The organism is Thalassoroseus sp. (assembly GCF_984380535.1).
Genome location: NZ_CFHRBF010000003.1, coordinates 424,069 through 440,500, shown reverse-complemented (window position 1 = coordinate 440,500; position 16,432 = coordinate 424,069). Strand labels below are relative to the sequence as shown.

Here is a 16,432-nt window from a genome sequence, read left to right as displayed (position 1 = left end):
GGCGACGGAGGGGTGTAAATGCAGGCTGACATCAATGACTTGTGGAAGCGAAAGTGCAAGCTTGAGAAAGAACCCAACGAATTCCTTGCTGTCTTGAGACGTACGTTTAGGTTGTTCATACTTGTCTCACGCTCTCTCCATAAAACGAACTTCTCCGCTAGAGCTAGTTATGCTGCAAAATCTTGCCGAGAAACTTCAAGCTCTGTGGGATTCCGCCGACTCCCTGCCTGATGTGTTCGGATTCTTGGAACAGCACGCCGACTCCGAACTGGAAGCTAAACTCGCTGTCCTGAGAGTCGATCAGCAACGCCGCTGGAAAACCGATGAACCGCTGAAGGTCGAGGATTACCTGGCACGGCTGCCTGATCTGGCGGACTCGGCGTGCAAAGTCGAATTGGCAGTGGGGGAATTCAAGGCCCGGCAGAATAGTGAATCCTCACCCAGCGTCGAGGAGTATCTGTCTCGATTTTCGGACATCAGTGATACGCTTCGTCAAAAACTTGCCGATTCGGATACCATCCGAGAAAAGCTACACTTCGCTACGACAGAAACCTTCGATTCCACGCAGCATGTCCAAAGAATCGGCCGTTACCGCATCCTGCGGGTTCTCGGTGAGGGAGCTTTCGGTCGGGTTCTCTTGGCGTTTGACGACGAATTGAAACGACAAGTTGCTATCAAAATTCCCAAGCCAGAGCGGTTTCAATCTGCCGAGGATGCCGAGTCGTATTTGGCAGAAGCCAGAATGGTGGCGAGTTTGGATCATCCGCACATCGTCCCCGTGCATGATGTGGGTCGAACAGACGAGGGGGCGATTTATGTCGTCTCGAAATTCGTCGAAGGCCACGATCTGAAAACCGTGATTGAGCAGAACCGCCTGGAATACGCTGAAGCCGCCAAATTGCTGGCGGTGGTTGCCGATGCTCTTCATCACGCCCATCAAAAGCGGTTGATTCATCGGGATATCAAACCGGCGAATATCTTGATCGAAGATGCCACGCACACACCGTATGTCGTCGATTTTGGCTTGGCGATCACAGAAGAAGACTACTTGAAGAGTGGTCGGTTAGCAGGAACCCCGGCTTACATGAGTCCTGAACTGGCCCGTGGGGAGGGCCATCGGTTGGATGGGCGCAGCGATATTTTCAGTGTTGGAATAGTGTTTTACGAGTTGCTGACCGGCAAGCAACCGTTTCATGGAAGCTCGTCTCATGAATTAATGGTGCAGATTTCGACCACCGACCCCCAACCCCCTCGGCAACGAGAGAGTTCCATTCCCACCGAGTTGGAACGGATTTGCCTCAAGGCGTTGGCGAAGCGGGCTTCGGATCGGTATGCCACCGCTGCCGAGCTTGCCGATGATCTGTTGCATTGGAACCAATCGCCGCAGCAGAAACACAATGAGCAGCAAATTGTTCCCAAAGGACTACGGTCCTTTGATGCCAACGACTCCGATTTCTTCGTTGATCTCTTGCCGGGTCCTCGCAATCGGGAGGGGTTGCCAGAAAGTATTGCCTTCTGGAAATCTCGGATCGAAGAAACCGATTCCGATAAGACGTTCGCCGTGGGATTGATTTACGGGCCATCGGGTTGCGGAAAGTCTTCCTTGGTCAAAGCCGGTTTGTTGCCTCGATTATCCGGAAGTGTGATCGCCTTGTATGTGGAGGGAACCCCTGATGAGACGGAAGCCCGTATCCTGCGGGCCATCCGAAAACACATATCCGATTCGCCCCACGATCTCGGCTTGGCGGAAACCTTCATGCTGCTACGGCGAGATGCTGGCCGAAGGGTTGTGATCGTGTTGGATCAATTCGAGCAGTGGCTTCACGCCCACCGAGCAGAACAGAACACGGACCTGCTGAATGCCCTGCGACAATGCGATGGAGAGCATTTGCAAGCTGTGGTCGTGGTACGGGATGACTTCGGCATGGCTGCTGCCCGATTCATGGATGCTTTGGATATTCCCGTTCGTCAGGGCATCAACTACGCCACCGTCGATTTGTTCGATGTAGACCATGCGGAGAAAGTTCTCATCAAGTTCGGTCGAGCCTTCGGCAAACTGCCTGCTCAAACAGACAAACTATCGGAGTATGAGAACGCTTTTGTTTCCGCTGTGGCGCAAGGTCTGTCTCAAGATGGCAAAGTCGTGTCCGTGCGGCTTGCCCTTTTTGCGGAAATGGTCAAGAGCAAAGCTTGGACTGCAAAGACGCTACAAGAAGTTGGTGGCACAGAGGGCATTGGCGTAAATTTCCTCGAAGAAACCTTCGCTGCTCGTACTGCCAATCCCAAGCATCGGCAACACCAAGCTGCCGCCCGTGAGGTTTTGAAGTCACTGTTGCCCGAAGCCGGCAGTGACATCAAAGGGCACATGCGATCCCATGCCGAACTTCTTGAGGCATCTGGCTACAAGAACCGACTCAAAGAGTCTGATGAACTCTTACGGATTCTGGATGGGGAACTACGGCTGATTTCGCCCACCGATCCAGCAGGCTTTGAATCGGATTCCGACAGCGATCCCGGCTCCAAATACTACCAACTGGCCCACGATTACTTGGTTCCCTCCTTGCGGGATTGGTTGACCCGCAAGCAGCGGGAAACCAATAAAGGCCGGGCGGAATTGCGGTTGGCCGAACGCTCAGCTCTTTGGAATGCAAAACCGGAAAATCGGCATCTGCCCTCTGTTTGGGAATGGCTGAGGATTCGAACGCTGACGGAGAAGAACAAATGGACCGAGCAGCAGCGGAAGACGATGAAGAAGGCGGGGCGAATGCATGGACTGCGCAGCAGTCTGGCAGGCACCGCCGTCGTGCTGGTGGTATATGTTGGGCTGATTGTCGCCGGTCGGCTTGAGCAACGGCAGAACGCCAATTACGCCAAGGCCCTTGTTGAGTCATTGTCAGCGGCGAACACTGCCGACGTTGAGGAGTTAGTTGTCGAAATCGACGACTATCGGCAATGGGCAACGCCCCTGTTGAAGGAAATCGTTGCCAACGAAAACAGCAGCCCCACGGCAAAGTTCCATGCCAGTTTGGTTCTCGTCAAGAATGATCCGTCGCACGTCGAGTTTTTGTTACGAGAACTGTTGTCGGCCAGTCCCGATGATGTGCCGGTGATCGTGTCGTTCTTGGAGCCACACAAGAAGCGGTTGCAAAAACAACTGTGGGAAACCATTCAGGCTGGCAGCAACAGCCAGCGTATGCGGGCGGCAGCGGCGTTGTCCCAATATGACGCCGAGAACGAACGGTGGGAGCCGGAACGTGAGGATGTCGTTACCTCACTGGTATCCGTTCCCGCTTCGGAATCTGACGAATGGATCGAGATGCTGCGTCCTGTCGGTGCTCTCTTGGCTGATCCGTTGGAACACCGATTCCGAGACAGCAGCGAAAGGCGTCGCACCGAACGCCCAATCGTCGCTGCCGCCTTGTCGGTCTTTCTCGATGACAAACCTAAGTCCCTGATGTCGCTGATCTTGCTAGCCGAAAATGACGAGGAGTTTTTGTCCCTGCTGGAGTCTCTCCGCAACCATCGGCAGTCAGTGATCTCCGAACTGCAAACACTAGTTAGCCAATCACCACCCGCTGGAGCCAAGCCTGACGAACGGGACGCTTTTTGGAAAAAGCAGGCGAACGCTGCGGCTTGTTTGCTGGAATTGGGCGAGACAGCATCGGTGTGGCCACTATTCCAACAGACGCCTGACCCGTCTCTTCGCAGCTTCATGATCGACCGATTCGCTCGCTTGGGAGTCACTTTTGATGTCCTTGCGACCCAGATTCAGCAGGAGTCCGATCCGGCGAGTCGTTATGCTCTTATTTTGACATTGGGCCAGTTCGATGGACAGAAATTGTCGAGTGAGCAACGCCAGTCGTTTACAGACCAACTGGCAAAACTCTACCGAGACGACCCTGATCCGGGCGTGCATTCGGGGGCGAAGTGGACATTGCGAAACTGGCAGCAAAACTCACTGACCGACAAGATCGATCTGGAATTGCGAGATACAAGCAGACAGGAACGCAACTGGTTCGTCAATTCCCAAGGGCAGACTTTTGCCGTTGTCAATGGCCCGGCAAAGTTTCTGATGGGCGAGAAGAATAAACCAAAAAGCGTTACGCTGTCGCACAGCTTCGCTGTGGCGACTCACGAAGTGACGGTGGAGCAGTTCCAAAAGTTCCGCAGTGATTACAAGCATGACGAGCAATACGCACCGCAAGCTTATTGTCCAGCCAATTATGTGTCTTGGTATGATTGCGTGGCCTACTGCAACTGGCTCAATGAGCAAGAAGGCATTCCGAAAGACCAATGGTGCTATGAGGGCGAGTATGCCTTACGGATGAAAATTGCCGCCGATTTTCTTTCCCGCACTGGCTATCGGTTGCCTACGGAGGAGGAATGGGAGTTTGTATGTCGGGCCGGAACAACCAGCAAATACGGATTTGGAGAACCCTTGGAATTGTTGCCACAGTATGCGTGGTATTCCGACATTAGTAAGTCGCACATGTGGTCAGTCGGCCTGAAGTTGCCGAATCGTTATGGGACATTTGACATGCATGGCAATGCTTGGGAATGGAATCATGGTTGGTCTACTTCTTTTTATGCTTCGCTACCGCCTTTGACAAATGCTGATTTAAAACTAGGGGTTCCCCGTGTGATGCGTGGCGGTTCCTTCGGCGATCCTCCAGCGGTCGTCCGTTCCGCCGTACGTAGCTTCACCGACAACCGTTACTTACTCTTGCCGGCTGATCGTGACCTCAACTACGGTTTCCGCCTCTCCAGAACATACAAATGAACAAAGTTGCCCCTTTACTCCTTGCTTGCCGAAGGCAGGTCGAAATTTGAAAATCGCACACTTGCCAAAATGGCAGAATCTAACTCTGCCTGCGTTGGTGGAAACAACGGAGGTCACCATGAAAATCAGGACGAATCGGTGATTTTCACCAGAAATTACGGTCTGATTCTACGGAATTGCCACCACACAGGTCGCTTTCCAAAACAACACCGCTTCGTGCTGGGTGCAAGCCGAATACAGAGATGGCGACAAGACACTCCCTGAAACCCAGCAACACTTGATGAGTTGGTCCGGTCACGCCCAACAAGCCGATACCTATTGGGTGCAACAACCAACGGTTGAAAAACATGAAATCAATCCGATGAGGATACACTGAGTCAAAAGAATCACAAGGCAAGGTTAGTCACCCTTACTAAGTAAATCGATCCGAGTGTTTTCTATGCGTACCCCGTCGAACAACTCGCCACAACACGCTGCAAAGCTTCCTCATCCCATCTTGCTGAAGTCGCCCTCCCAATCGCACGCTCCACACATCGCTTCAAAGGCTCGTGTCCAATCCTCTTCCGCTCGGCTTCGGGTAAAAACGTATTGGTCTGGACGACGGCAAACTCAAGTTCGTCCCATACCGGACGTTATGGTCGACCGAGAGAAGATGGGCATGCGCGGTTTCATCGATCGTTCCAATCATCGCCGTTGAAATGATCCGCTTGTCTCCTAGCCTATTCGTTGGCGATATGTTGGGAGTTGAATTGTTCGGCAAGGTGATTCATTGAAACCCCATGCATTTTTGCGGTAGCGATAACACGAGTATCAACCACATTGGCAGTGCAAGCGGAGACATCGGTAGGATGTAGTTCGTACCAGTTGGTCGCTTCTCTTCGTGATCCTTTCAAAACTGCCTTCACGCCTCCTCAATCAATCGTTGCCATTCCGCCTTCAATTGATTGATCTCCTGCTCGGTTTCCGGAAGTTTGCGGCGGCACTCCGACAAGGCCGCATTGACTTTACTGATCGCTGAGTCGCACGCCCCAGAAGCATTCTGGATTTTCGATTGAACCACCCAATCGGCGATCAACCCATCGAAGAAAAAATCGGCGAACGTGGAAAACCCACCGATGTCTCCCAAGGAAATGTGCAATCGCCGGTCAGCGTCAGCAAGTTCTTCTTGAAATTGCCGCAACCTTCGCTGAGCGACTCGGGCTTGCGCTTTAGCCGAGTCAATCTTGGAATGTTTGGCCCATGTGGAGATCGTGCCGCCGCCCAGCAAATCCCATGTGCCCCAGTTTGCGGCGGAACTGAGTAACGAGCGGACTTCATCCAGCGATCTTTTTGCCGTATTGCCTGCTGAGATTGCTTCTTGAAGTTCCTTTCGGTCAGCCTCAAGATCAGCCAAACGTTCTGAAAGGGATATCAACGTCTCAGCACTTTGATCACCAGCTTGTGTGAGCAGTCGGCGTTTCTCCTCCAACAACCGATTGTACTCGGCCTCCGATTCACGATATTCGCCAAGTTCTACGTACAGCCGCTCAACATCCTGCTGGGCATCACCAAGGGCTTGTGTGCATTCTTCGTGCTTCAGTTTGGCGGCGAGGTATTCTTGCTTCTCAGCCTCGATTTGCTCTTTCTTGGTACCGAGGATCGAATAGAACAGCCCCGTCAGGCTGAAACCTTCCAGCTTTTCTACGTCGGCCCTTTCCTTCGTGAGGACTCGTTCGTGCCGACTACGAGCCACCTGCTCTTTCTTCAAGATTTCCTGTGCCTCGTGAAGCATGGCTTTCAGCTTTTGTCTTTGGCGAAGTCGCTCTTTCGCTTCTAACAGTTGGTCATGAATGTCACCGAGCATGTTCACCTCAGCCATTTTCTTGGTAACGAGGAGTAGGTCGCTCATTCATAGACGAATTCTCGATAAGTGGTAGGAACATCGAGCATGTGCCCCAACTCGACTGAGTACACCCGAGCACCGAAACGCAGCCGAAACTTCACGCCCTTTTTAACCATGACCCGGCTCTTCTCGCCCTTGGTAAACGCATTCCGCCCGAAGGGATTTGCCAGCAGCAGGCCATAATCACGGGCATGAAACCATGAACGGCGGAAGTTTTTCGGATGCGGCATCAGTACGATGCCGATACGCTGCCCGTCGATTACCCCGCTGTACTTGCACCAGTCGGATTGCTTGCCCCAGACCTCTTTACCATTCTTGCGGCCCTCACTGTCCGTGATCGTGCCACCATTCACGACGGCCAGCGGCGTGGCCACTCGAACGCCAAAGCCCATTTCTTCTTGATCGCCGAATGTGAAGTCGCCCTTCTCCGAGTAGAAAGTTGAAGACCAATCGAGCAGCCAACCATCGGGCCGCACGGAAATCTTGATCGCACAATCTTCGGTGCAAATCGTGCGACCGTCCGCCACATAGATGTTTCGAACCGTGAACGAACCTTTTCCCGCTCCGCCTGTTGGTTGCCCAAGAAACCGCACATGCTTCACCCGGCCCTTGTTTCGCCAAAAATCGGCTCCGTCGAGATCGCCGAAGGCCAACCACAGGCCGGGGTGCATCGTCGGATGATCGTCGAGGTCTTGTTCCTTCACGGGCGGGTGATTGCGAGTGACCTGCACGCCGGAACGAGTTCGCAGGTGACGAAAGTACGGTCGCCGGACCTGCTCGTCATTGAAGACGTACTCGGCGACCGACTGACCGCCAATGGCGATCCGCAGCGTGCCGTCCCCCTGCTGGAAGGTAACGGTGGCTGCCTGCCCATGAATCTGTGGTGTCTTCTCCTGGAAGAGTCCCAACCAACTCAATGTCATCGCCTTGGGGATTGTCTTCGCTGGGCGAATCTCGTCTGGTGTCATGCCCCAATAAAAGCCGATCCATCCGGTGGCGTGCTTCCGCGGCCACTGGTCGTCCCAGTAGTCCTCGATGAGCTTGCCATCGCCCTCGTGGTCGTAGTTGAAGCCCCACGGGATGAACGGCTTCCCCGACTCGGCCAGTACGAAGCCCTTGTTGTCTTCCGAAACTTTGACCCATTCCAAATCTGCCGCCGTAGCAGGCACGGCTGCGAGAAGCAGAATGATGAGCAAGGTGATGATTCTCATAGCCGGTCCTTTTAGCGGTCGTTTACTTCATTGTCGCCATTGCGTTCGAGTAGTGCACGTTGGAGGGGGCAATCCTCGCTGACTGCTTCACCCTGAGCATGAAACATACAGCGACAATACGAAATTTCAGTGAAGGACGACGGATCGGCGTTGTCGACGACGTGTACCGTTTCCTCGCCACCGGAGATGAGGCGGACGGCAAATACGCCACGTTCGAGGCCATTCTACCTTCCGGAAGCGGCCCACCAACCCACATCCACAGCCAAGAGGAAGAAGTCTTTTATGTTCCCAAACTGGAGATCATGTATTCAATTGGGGACGCTACCCTTCCTTGGAAATTTCACCAGAGAGTTGTCACAGTCGCCCCTTTGATGTGTCCAAGAGATTGACGGAAGTCCGTCCGTCATAGGCCATGTTATCAGGAGAGCAGTCGTGTTCAATCCATTCACCGAGGTCGCCGAGAGCGATGCAACGGACGCAGAGTTAGTCGAGCAGGCCAAGAACGGGGATCGCACCGCACTTGAGAAGCTGGTACTGCGGCATCAAGCATGGATTTACAACATCGCCGTCCGCATGGTGTTTCAGCCACACGACGCCGAGGAGGTCACGCAGGAAGTGCTGGTCAAGGTCATCACCAAGCTCAGTACGTTCAAGGGCGAGAGTCAGTTCCGCACTTGGCTCTACCGCATTGCCACCAACCACGTCCTCAACATGAAACGCCGCAGAGCCGAAACGCAGGTCACGACGTTCGACGCCTATGGTGCGGCCATCGATAGCACGCCTGACCTCGACTTGCCTGATCCGAAGACAGTCCCCGTCGCTGTTCCGCTGTTGGTCGAAGAAGCCAAAAATGCTTGCACGATGGGGATGTTGCTCTGCCTAGACCGCAGGCAACGGCTGATCTTTACGCTGGGCGAGATACTAGGCGTCAGCGATTCGGTTGGCGGCGAGGTACTGGAGATGACTGCCGACAACTTCCGTCAATGCTTAAGTCGTGCCCGTCGTGATCTCCACAACTTTATGAACGATCAGTGTGGACTGGTAAACACGTCCAATCCCTGTCGCTGCCCGAAGAAGACCCGTGGCTTCATCAACCACGGCCACGTCGATCCCCACCATCTCCTGTTCGTTCCCGAGCATGTCCATCGAGTTCGGGATGTCGCACCGGCAACGGTTCACGAAGTCGAGGATGTTGTTGAGCGACAGCACGCCGCCATCTACGGCGATCACCCGTTTCTCCAGCCTACGGATCAAGTCGGTTGGCTTCGGCGTCTGCTGGAGAATGAGGCTTTGCGAAAAACGCTGCATCTGAACTGAAAAAAATGTCGCAACGAATTGTCACGGTCGATCCCCGCAGGTGTCTATGTGATAGACGAAGCCAGTGCTTCGTGATTTTCACCGACCTGTCTGGAGGAATGACCCATGACTCTCGATCTTCCAATGCCCGTCGCCAACTATTTCTTCGCTGACACGAGCGACAGCGAGGCCGTTGCTCAGTGCTTCACCGAAAATGCCGTCGTCAAGGATGAAGGATGCATCTTCAAGGGGCAGCCCGCCATCAGACAATGGAAGGCGGATGCCTCGGCTAAGTACCAGTACAAAAGCGAGCCGTTCGTGTGTGAACAGCGGGACGGACAAGTGATCGTCACCAGCCGACTCACGGGCAACTTTCCCGGTAGCCCCGTCAATCTTCGGTACTTCTTCGGACTCGAAGGCGACAAGATCGAATCATTGGAGATCGTACCGTGAGCAAGAATGGAGACCAAGCAATGTTAGCAGTCTACGCTACGCACGCTGCTCCCGACGACCCGCTTTCGGCATTGGAGGTCGGGCAGCAGGCCGAACCGAACGTGCCCGATGGATGGGTGCGAGTGAAGGTCAGCCACGCCAGTCTGAATCGTCACGATGTCTTCACGCTACAGGGCGTCAGCGGGCACCCCGAAGGCATCAGTTATCCAATCATCTTGGGAAACGATGCGGCAGGCACTCTGGATGACGGCACGCCCGTCGTCATCTACCCCATGATGGGCAGCGATGACTGGCGTGGCGACGAGACGCTCGACCCCAAGTGGCACATTCCCAGCGAGTTCATCCACGGCACTCTCGCCACTTACGCCGTCGTGCCGAAACGCAATGCAGTCCCACTTCCCAATAATCTTTCGATGCTGCACGCCTCCGTATTGGGCACGGCATGGCTGACCGCCTACCGTGCCTTGTTCACGAAGTCTGGACTTCGTGCGGGCGAGTTACTGTTGATTCAAGGGGCCACAGGGGGCATGGCGACCGCACTGATTCAACTCGGTCGGGCGGCGGGTTTCGAGGTCTGGGCAACGAGTCGTTCGGAAGAAGGTCAAAGCCGGGCGAAGGCGCTCGGTGCCCACCAGACCTTTCCTTCCAATCATCCTTTACCACGAAAGGTGCGAGCAGTGATTGATAACGTCGGCTCAGACTCTTGGATGCACAGCCTGTCATCGCTCGCTCGTGGTGGGACGCTGGTGACTGTTGGAGGAACAACAGGATTCGACGTGTCGCTAAACCTCCTTCCGGTAATCGCTGACCAGTTGACCATAACAGGTTCGATCATGGGTACTCAGGAGGACATGAAGAACCTGATGAACTTGCTTGTTCAGAGCGGAATCGAGCCGGAGATCGGTGCTGTTCTGCCGCTGGAGCAGGCAAAGGAAGGATTCCGTGCGATGTGGGAGGGGCGGACACGAGGCAAGACCGTCTTTACTTGCCAATGACGGCAGCAGCCCGCCAGCCCACAACGACTGGCAGCCATGCCAGTCGGAACGCCTGCACGAACACGAAGCTGACGACAATGACCGGGTTGAGGATTTGCCACTTTAGCCTACTGGTGGCCAATTCTGGTCGCTGCCTGCGTATCATTTCTCCTGATTTCTTCTTGGCAAGTTCAACTTGAGGTCGTCGAACAAAAGATCGCAGATTTCTAGCCGGGGTGTGGCATGGCCGTGACAGGCTTTCCCTATTTGCTCTCGTATTTCTCCAGATGCTCCTTTTTCATCTGCTTGTATTCTGTGTTCTCTCTGGCTTCCACATATTTCTCATAGAACACCGCCGCCGCTGCCGCTTTTTCTGGATCGTTCGTCCTCGGCAATTCTTCGCCGGTTTCTTTGTCGTATTTTCGACCGCCTTTGTGATTGGCATAGCGTCTGGCTCTGGTCCATCCCATTTGCAGATACTTGCGAGCCATGTCCGCTCCGACAAAATCTTCCTCTTTGAGGTAATTGAGGAACATTTTGAAAATGACCTTCGAGGATTCCTGGGCATCCGCTTCGGTTTTGAAACGCCAGTGCGGGAGGATTTCGCTCTTGTAAGGCTCGACGAGTAACACGCCTTGCTCGCCCTTGCCGATGCGATAGAGTTCGGGTTGCTGACGGAAGTCGATGGTGTCGAAGTCGAGGTCGTAGTTGAAGGTCATCGTTGCTTTCACCTATCCCTTTTGCTCCGTCAAATGCGAATAGCCGGGAAGCGAGTCCACCGTATCGAGCTTCCCTTCCTCCCCTTGTTTCACAATCGACAGGTTGGAATCTGGTTCCAAGGTGACAATCACAACATCGTGCAACGAGCCGATTCCGCTCTCTCGGATTGCCGAAACGATTTCGCCCTTCCAGACCCGCTGTTCTTTCATTTCCTCCTCGTGAAATGTGTCATTCGCATAGAGAACCGTGGGCGATGCAAGGAATAGCTTCCTGGCCCATTTCCAACGACTGGTTGCTGTCGTCAGGAGATACTGAAACCCCAGAAGTAAAGCCATCGCCAATGCCCCATCGGCGACGGTCACATCCTTTAACACCGCCATTGACGCCATTACCGATCCCACGGCGACGGTCACGATCCAGTCGAAGTTGTTCATCTTCGAAGTCGAGCGTTTTCCTGCCAGCCGAACATACAGAATCAAGATGACATATCCCACAAGCGAACTGATCGAGATTTTGTAGAGACTGTTCCAAGATTCAAACCATGCCGAATTTCCCATAGGTGTCCTCCTCTTTCTCAGTTGTCTATTGATCCGCCTCCGCCGACCACTCGATAGTCAGCAAAATCAGCGTTTAGCCAAACGCTCCCAAGGCAAACGTCCAAAACCGGCTTCCCCTCTCTTCAAGGAATTCTTCCCTGAACGTATTGAGTAAAATCCCACCCGCCAGGAAGGCGATCACGGTAGCGGTCAACTCTTCATGGAGTTCGGTGGATACACCCAACGCCCAGCCAGCCAAAATTGCGGCGGACAGCACCCATCGGCCAACTCGCCGATACCGATCTTTGTGATGTTGCCTCAATCCATGATCGTTGACGAGGAAATGCAAGAAACATCAAATCAGTGTGGCTCCGTATCGGGATCGCATCGTGCATCATGCCCTGACCAGTATCTTGGAACCGATCTTTGAGCGGTCCTTCATTTTCGATTTCTACGCCTGCCGCACCGGAAAAGGCATCCACGCTGCAGTAAATTGTTGCCAGCACTTCGCCAGACGATTTCGGTATGTGTTAAACGCTGACATCCGCAAATTCTTTCCCTCGATGGATCACTCGTTTCCGAAAAAACGGTTCGCCTGAAAAACCAGGCCCCGGTACTGTCGATTAGCTCAAATCACTTGTAAAGGTATCCCACCCGGCTCCAAAACCGGAGTTCATTTGGCGACTAGATCGAGCCGCCGAATTCCAACACCGCCATTACGTCGAACCATGGGAACCTTCCGTTACACCTAGTACAAAAAACAGGGGCATTTATTCGTTTTTCAATGTCGCTGAAAACGACATAAATGTCGTATTCAGCGGTAAGACGCTTAGCCGTTGCACAGTCGCTTATTCTGAATAGTGGTGTTAGTATGACAAGCCTAATCGCAAGAGACCGAGTTGGACTTTGGATTTCCACGAGTGAGTGAGGGTGCTCATGACTGGCCGCTTCCGAGAAACCTTTCCGAGTTGTCATGCCGTGCTGCCGGTGATCCATGCAACATCGACGATTCAAGCCCTCCGAAATGCCGAGATTGCTCAACGGGCTGGCTGCGATGGCATCTTCTTGATCAATCATTCGATCTCGCATGCCGAACTGATGGAAATTCACCGGGTTGTCACCAAAGCGACCTCGCCGTGGTGGGTGGGTATCAATAGTCTAGGCCGGCGGCCGGTACGACTTTTCGCTGAGCTGTCAGAGTCTGTCGCTGGAGTCTGGATAGACAATGCGGAAATCGACGAACGCTCGGACTGTCACGACGAAGCGGATCGGATCGATGCTGCTCGCGCCGAAAGTCGCTGGAACGGGCTCTATTTTGGCGGCGTGGCGTTCAAGTACCAACGGGAAGTCGTTGACCTTGCGCGAGCCTGTCAGATCGCCACCAACTATATGGATGTCGTAACGACATCAGGTGTTGGCACGGGGTCAGCAGCTTCGTTGACAAAGATCGCCGCGATGAAGGAAGCGTTAGGCGAATTTCCATTGGCCATTGCGAGCGGGATTACGCCGGAAAATGTCACTGACTACATGGGCGTTGCTGATGCGTTTCTTGTCGCCACGGGAATCAGCGATCGTTTTACTGAACTGAATCCAATGCGGGTCAAGCAACTGGTGACGGCTGTCCGATCAGCGTCTGCGGACCGGCCACCATTGGAGGGTCGATGATGCCGCAGAAGGGCGAAAAGATCGGTGCCTATGTCTTGGAGCGCCCTTTGGGACGTGGAGGATTCGGCGAAGTCTGGTTGGGGAGTCGAGAGGGGGCGGTGGTCACAACGCAAGTCGCGATCAAACTACCACGGGACGACAAAGAACTCTTAGTCAGCATTCAAGATGAGGCACGAATCTGGGTCCAAGCCGGCGGTCACCCCAACATTCTGCCAATTATCGAAGCGGATATCTATGAGGGGCAAATCGCGGTTGTCAGCGAATATGTGGCCGAAGGCTCGCTTGAGGATTGGCTGAGCCGTCGCGGCGGTGGCCCGATCCCTATCGAGGACGCAGTGGACATAGGACTGGGCATTCTGGTGGGTTTGGAACACCTGCACGCTCGGCAAATTCTGCATCGCGACCTCAAGCCGGCCAATGTTTTGATGCAGCAGGGCATTCCCCGCCTGACGGACTTTGGATTGGCCCGGGTCGTCTCCGATCTGGCCCACAGCGGTTCTGCCAGCGGAACGCCAGCGTACATGGCTCCGGAAGCCTTTTCGGGAGAACGCAGTGTGCCCACAGACCTCTGGTCCGTAGGGGTGCTTCTCTACCAACTCTTGGCCGGACGGCTCCCCTTTCCGCAGCGGGATTTGGTTTCGCTCATGCGGGCGGTGACCGATTCTCAGCCTGTCGATGTGCCAACAAGTTACCCGCCTTTACTGAGAGACGTGCTCTCGCATGCTCTGGAGAAGAACCCAGCCCTGCGGTTTCAGACCGCGGCCCAAATGCGGGCATCCCTGCGGGAGTCCCTCCGCGAGACCGCCGCTGTCACGGAAACGATCCAGGTGTCGCCGGGGGATTTTGCGCCACGTTATCTGACCGTTGCCGTGACCGGTACGATGGCTACGGACCCCGAACGAACGAAGCGTCGGCTCCGGTCATTGCTCCGTCCCTATCATAGCCCGTACTCCACATGGTATGTGGGGACACTCGGCGTGGTGGACGAAGAAACGGTCCGCCAGCTCGGCAACTCACACCAGCACGTTCTCTTGGTCGGTTACGGCCCAGACGATATCTCACCAGCGATGGAGGCGTTGGTCCAGCAATACGAGCTCCCCATCGTCGACCCGCAGAATGAGTGGATTCCCAACCTACCTGGGGCTCCCAGCGCACGAGACATTTACTTTATCACCAAAGCCGACTTGGTGATCCTGGTCTGGGACGGAAAGAGCCTTGGAACAGCCGAATTGGTGGAGTGGCTTCGTCAGGAACGAAAGGACCATCTTGTCGCTTTTGTCTGAATGAAGCACCGGCTACTCAGCACTTTTTTACAGCGATTGCGGTGCTGGTCTCAGGAGTCAGTCGTCGCCAAGCCATTGGGTTTCACATCCAAAGAAAAGCTGTTTCATGGATTTTGATCGCCTCGTCGCTGAAGTCATTGCGGACGTGGATCGGCATTGCCGTCGTTCTCCGGGTTATGAGGAGGGGCCGTGGGTCAATCCGATGAAGCCGGTCGATCCGGTCGCTGCCTTTGCCCTCGCGAAGGTGTTAGTCAACGCAAACGCCTTCGACCGCTGTGTCGCGATCGCCCCGGAAGGCCACCTCTATGGCTATTTTTTCGTAACGTTGGGCGTTGAGGTTCTGTCGGTCCACGTCGACTACCCACCCAGGCAGTGCGAATTTCTCGACGACTTGTCCGTTCTTCGGGGCAAGCGTGTACTGATTCTTGAAGACGATGTTGTCAGTGGCGTGACACTTCAATTGGTTGCCGAAGCTTTGAGAAGTTATGATCCCCAATCACTTCAACTGTATCTGGGACGACCGAAAGAGGGGCAAGTCGTAGAAAACGTTGCCCCTGCCATAGAAACCGTCTATTTGGCGGAAGAACAGCTTGAGCCAAACGATGGCGAACGGCATCAAGCCGAGTTCATCGAGTTCTTCAGCAGAAACGCCATTTGAGTGTTGACGTCATCCAAGAGGAGGCCGTTTCCCTGCCCAGTTCCAGACCGGATATTTCGAATCTTTATCGGGAAGGCATTCAGCACAACAAGCCACTCCAAAGTCGGCTATTGAGAGCGATCGATCACAAGCTGGACTCTTTCACTCTTGACCAATCCCGTTATGAATCGCGAGACCCCTTCCAGAGTGGCTACGATCCACACCCATGTCAAATTGCTCCATCTTGGTCACTCTCTGATCCTAGACCGTTTACGGACCACGTGGTATTAAGGATGGCATGTCAAAAGAAATAGTGCACAAAGCAGAAGAAATTTGCGGGTTGCCGGTCGGTGCGTTGCCGTCTGGTGCAGATATCGTTCTGTTCTGCAAGGCGATTTGCAACGATCCCGGCAATCGGTTTCCAAGGTTGATCCTCGCCGAGTATCTCGAGGAGCGGGGCGACGATGTCTACGAACTAATCATGTTAGCCGCTCGTGTGGAGGAGTTGGAGGAACGGGCAAGAGAGCTTCGGAGAAAATTGGAACTCCCGGAGCCGGTTCCTCACGTGCATCTGCCGGAAAATGCTGACATGCATCTCCACTATGGAGAACACGAAATGCGGTACCTCTACGTCTCCGACTTGATCACTGATATTGGCTTTGTTCCGGCAGACGATCGAGTTTTGATTGAATTCCGATGGCGCTGGAATGACGCTAGGCTTCGGAACCGCCAGACGGCTCGAAATACTCTCGCAGCTACTCGAGGGCCTGGTCGTACGGCCGAGTGACATGGCCGCTGCCTTCCAGAAGCCACGACCAAACGTCAACGTCGTGTGGAACGCTAAAAGGTTTATTGATTTGGTTCTTGGGCAGCAATGGGGTGCCACTTCGAACGGAGGACAATGAACGCCTAGTTTGCACAACAGGTGAGTGAACCACTTGCGTTCAAAATGCCTCGAATCTTGGCGTTGGAATTCGGATACTTGGTATGAGCAG

General features: G+C 54.1%; 13 protein-coding genes. 8 read left to right on the top strand and 5 right to left on the bottom strand.

The features are described from left to right. Positions 1 to 169: 169 nt before the first annotated feature. Complete coding sequence (locus AC5DDB_RS06075; protein WP_491738796.1) at positions 170 to 4,780, top strand: protein kinase domain-containing protein; 4,611 nt, start codon at positions 170 to 172, stop codon at positions 4,778 to 4,780. 901 nt (positions 4,781 to 5,681) lie between these two features. On the opposite strand, the gene AC5DDB_RS06070 is transcribed toward AC5DDB_RS06075, so the two are convergent. Together AC5DDB_RS06070 and AC5DDB_RS06065 are read right to left on the bottom strand one after the other, a co-directional pair. Next, positions 5,682 to 6,668: a hypothetical protein gene (locus AC5DDB_RS06070; protein ID WP_491738795.1), complete on the bottom strand. Its 987-nt coding sequence runs from the start codon at positions 6,666 to 6,668 to the stop codon at positions 5,682 to 5,684. Next, the gene (locus AC5DDB_RS06065; protein WP_491738794.1) at positions 6,665 to 7,873 is read right to left on the bottom strand and encodes a DUF6807 domain-containing protein; all 1,209 of its coding nucleotides are present in this window, start codon (positions 7,871 to 7,873) and stop codon (positions 6,665 to 6,667) included. The genes AC5DDB_RS06070 and AC5DDB_RS06065 overlap by 4 nt, the downstream gene beginning before the upstream one ends. A 432-nt stretch (positions 7,874 to 8,305) precedes the next feature. Between AC5DDB_RS06065 and AC5DDB_RS06060 the strand changes: the two genes are divergently transcribed. The 3 genes from AC5DDB_RS06060 (at position 8,306) to AC5DDB_RS06050 (ending at position 10,617) form a co-directional block, all read left to right on the top strand. Then, positions 8,306 to 9,190, top strand: coding sequence for an RNA polymerase sigma factor (locus AC5DDB_RS06060; protein ID WP_491738793.1), 885 nt, complete (start codon positions 8,306 to 8,308; stop codon positions 9,188 to 9,190). Positions 9,191 to 9,295: 105 nt separating this feature from the next. Further along, entirely contained in the window at positions 9,296 to 9,622 is a 327-nt protein-coding gene (locus AC5DDB_RS06055) for a nuclear transport factor 2 family protein (protein ID WP_491738792.1), read from the top strand. 20 nt (positions 9,623 to 9,642) lie between these two features. Next, positions 9,643 to 10,617 (top strand): quinone oxidoreductase family protein, encoded by a 975-nt coding sequence (locus tag AC5DDB_RS06050; RefSeq protein ID WP_491738791.1) that lies wholly within the window; start codon positions 9,643 to 9,645, stop codon positions 10,615 to 10,617. Here the strand turns inward: AC5DDB_RS06050 and AC5DDB_RS06045 are convergent. The 3 genes from AC5DDB_RS06045 to AC5DDB_RS06035 all read right to left on the bottom strand — a co-directional run bounded on the left by AC5DDB_RS06045 (position 10,604) and on the right by AC5DDB_RS06035 (position 11,873). Further along, positions 10,604 to 10,762, bottom strand: a complete 159-nt coding sequence (locus AC5DDB_RS06045) for a hypothetical protein (protein ID WP_491738790.1) — start codon at positions 10,760 to 10,762, stop codon at positions 10,604 to 10,606. The two genes, AC5DDB_RS06050 and AC5DDB_RS06045, sit on opposite strands and share 14 nt — an antisense overlap. A gap of 97 nt (positions 10,763 to 10,859) precedes the next feature. Further along, a complete protein-coding gene (locus AC5DDB_RS06040; RefSeq protein WP_491738789.1) occupies positions 10,860 to 11,315 on the bottom strand; it encodes a DUF4385 domain-containing protein in 456 nt (151 codons plus the stop codon). 12 nt (positions 11,316 to 11,327) lie between these two features. Then, positions 11,328 to 11,873, bottom strand: a complete 546-nt coding sequence (locus AC5DDB_RS06035) for a DUF421 domain-containing protein (protein WP_491738788.1) — start codon at positions 11,871 to 11,873, stop codon at positions 11,328 to 11,330. A 915-nt stretch (positions 11,874 to 12,788) separates the two neighbouring features. Between AC5DDB_RS06035 and AC5DDB_RS06030 the strand changes: the two genes are divergently transcribed. The 4 genes from AC5DDB_RS06030 to AC5DDB_RS06015 all read left to right on the top strand — a co-directional run bounded on the left by AC5DDB_RS06030 (position 12,789) and on the right by AC5DDB_RS06015 (position 16,224). Then, positions 12,789 to 13,517, top strand: a complete 729-nt coding sequence (locus AC5DDB_RS06030) for a BtpA/SgcQ family protein (RefSeq protein WP_491738787.1) — start codon at positions 12,789 to 12,791, stop codon at positions 13,515 to 13,517. Continuing rightward, complete coding sequence (locus tag AC5DDB_RS06025) at positions 13,514 to 14,800, top strand: serine/threonine-protein kinase (RefSeq protein ID WP_491738786.1); 1,287 nt, start codon at positions 13,514 to 13,516, stop codon at positions 14,798 to 14,800. Before AC5DDB_RS06030 ends, AC5DDB_RS06025 begins: the two co-directional genes overlap by 4 nt. A 106-nt stretch (positions 14,801 to 14,906) precedes the next feature. Further along, positions 14,907 to 15,458, top strand: coding sequence for a phosphoribosyltransferase family protein (locus AC5DDB_RS06020; protein WP_491738785.1), 552 nt, complete (start codon positions 14,907 to 14,909; stop codon positions 15,456 to 15,458). A 277-nt stretch (positions 15,459 to 15,735) separates the two neighbouring features. Next, a complete protein-coding gene (locus AC5DDB_RS06015) occupies positions 15,736 to 16,224 on the top strand; it encodes a hypothetical protein (protein ID WP_491738784.1) in 489 nt (162 codons plus the stop codon). Positions 16,225 to 16,432 lie beyond the last annotated feature (208 nt).

Bases quoted from the DNA above. Each gene is read 5' to 3' on its own strand.
- AC5DDB_RS06020 (WP_491738785.1), top strand. From the start codon at position 14,907: ATGGATTTTGATCGCCTCGTCGCTGAAGTCATTGCGGACGTGGATCGG.
- AC5DDB_RS06015 (WP_491738784.1), top strand. From the start codon at position 15,736: ATGTCAAAAGAAATAGTGCACAAAGCAGAAGAAATTTGCGGGTTGCCG.
- AC5DDB_RS06065 (WP_491738794.1), bottom strand. From the start codon at position 7,873: ATGAGAATCATCACCTTGCTCATCATTCTGCTTCTCGCAGCCGTGCCT.
- AC5DDB_RS06075 (WP_491738796.1), top strand. From the start codon at position 170: ATGCTGCAAAATCTTGCCGAGAAACTTCAAGCTCTGTGGGATTCCGCC.
- AC5DDB_RS06055 (WP_491738792.1), top strand. From the start codon at position 9,296: ATGACTCTCGATCTTCCAATGCCCGTCGCCAACTATTTCTTCGCTGAC.
- AC5DDB_RS06035 (WP_491738788.1), bottom strand. From the start codon at position 11,873: ATGGGAAATTCGGCATGGTTTGAATCTTGGAACAGTCTCTACAAAATC.
- AC5DDB_RS06045 (WP_491738790.1), bottom strand. From the start codon at position 10,762: ATGATACGCAGGCAGCGACCAGAATTGGCCACCAGTAGGCTAAAGTGG.
- AC5DDB_RS06050 (WP_491738791.1), top strand. From the start codon at position 9,643: ATGTTAGCAGTCTACGCTACGCACGCTGCTCCCGACGACCCGCTTTCG.
- AC5DDB_RS06030 (WP_491738787.1), top strand. From the start codon at position 12,789: ATGACTGGCCGCTTCCGAGAAACCTTTCCGAGTTGTCATGCCGTGCTG.
- AC5DDB_RS06040 (WP_491738789.1), bottom strand. From the start codon at position 11,315: ATGACCTTCAACTACGACCTCGACTTCGACACCATCGACTTCCGTCAG.
- AC5DDB_RS06025 (WP_491738786.1), top strand. From the start codon at position 13,514: ATGATGCCGCAGAAGGGCGAAAAGATCGGTGCCTATGTCTTGGAGCGC.
- AC5DDB_RS06070 (WP_491738795.1), bottom strand. From the start codon at position 6,668: ATGAGCGACCTACTCCTCGTTACCAAGAAAATGGCTGAGGTGAACATG.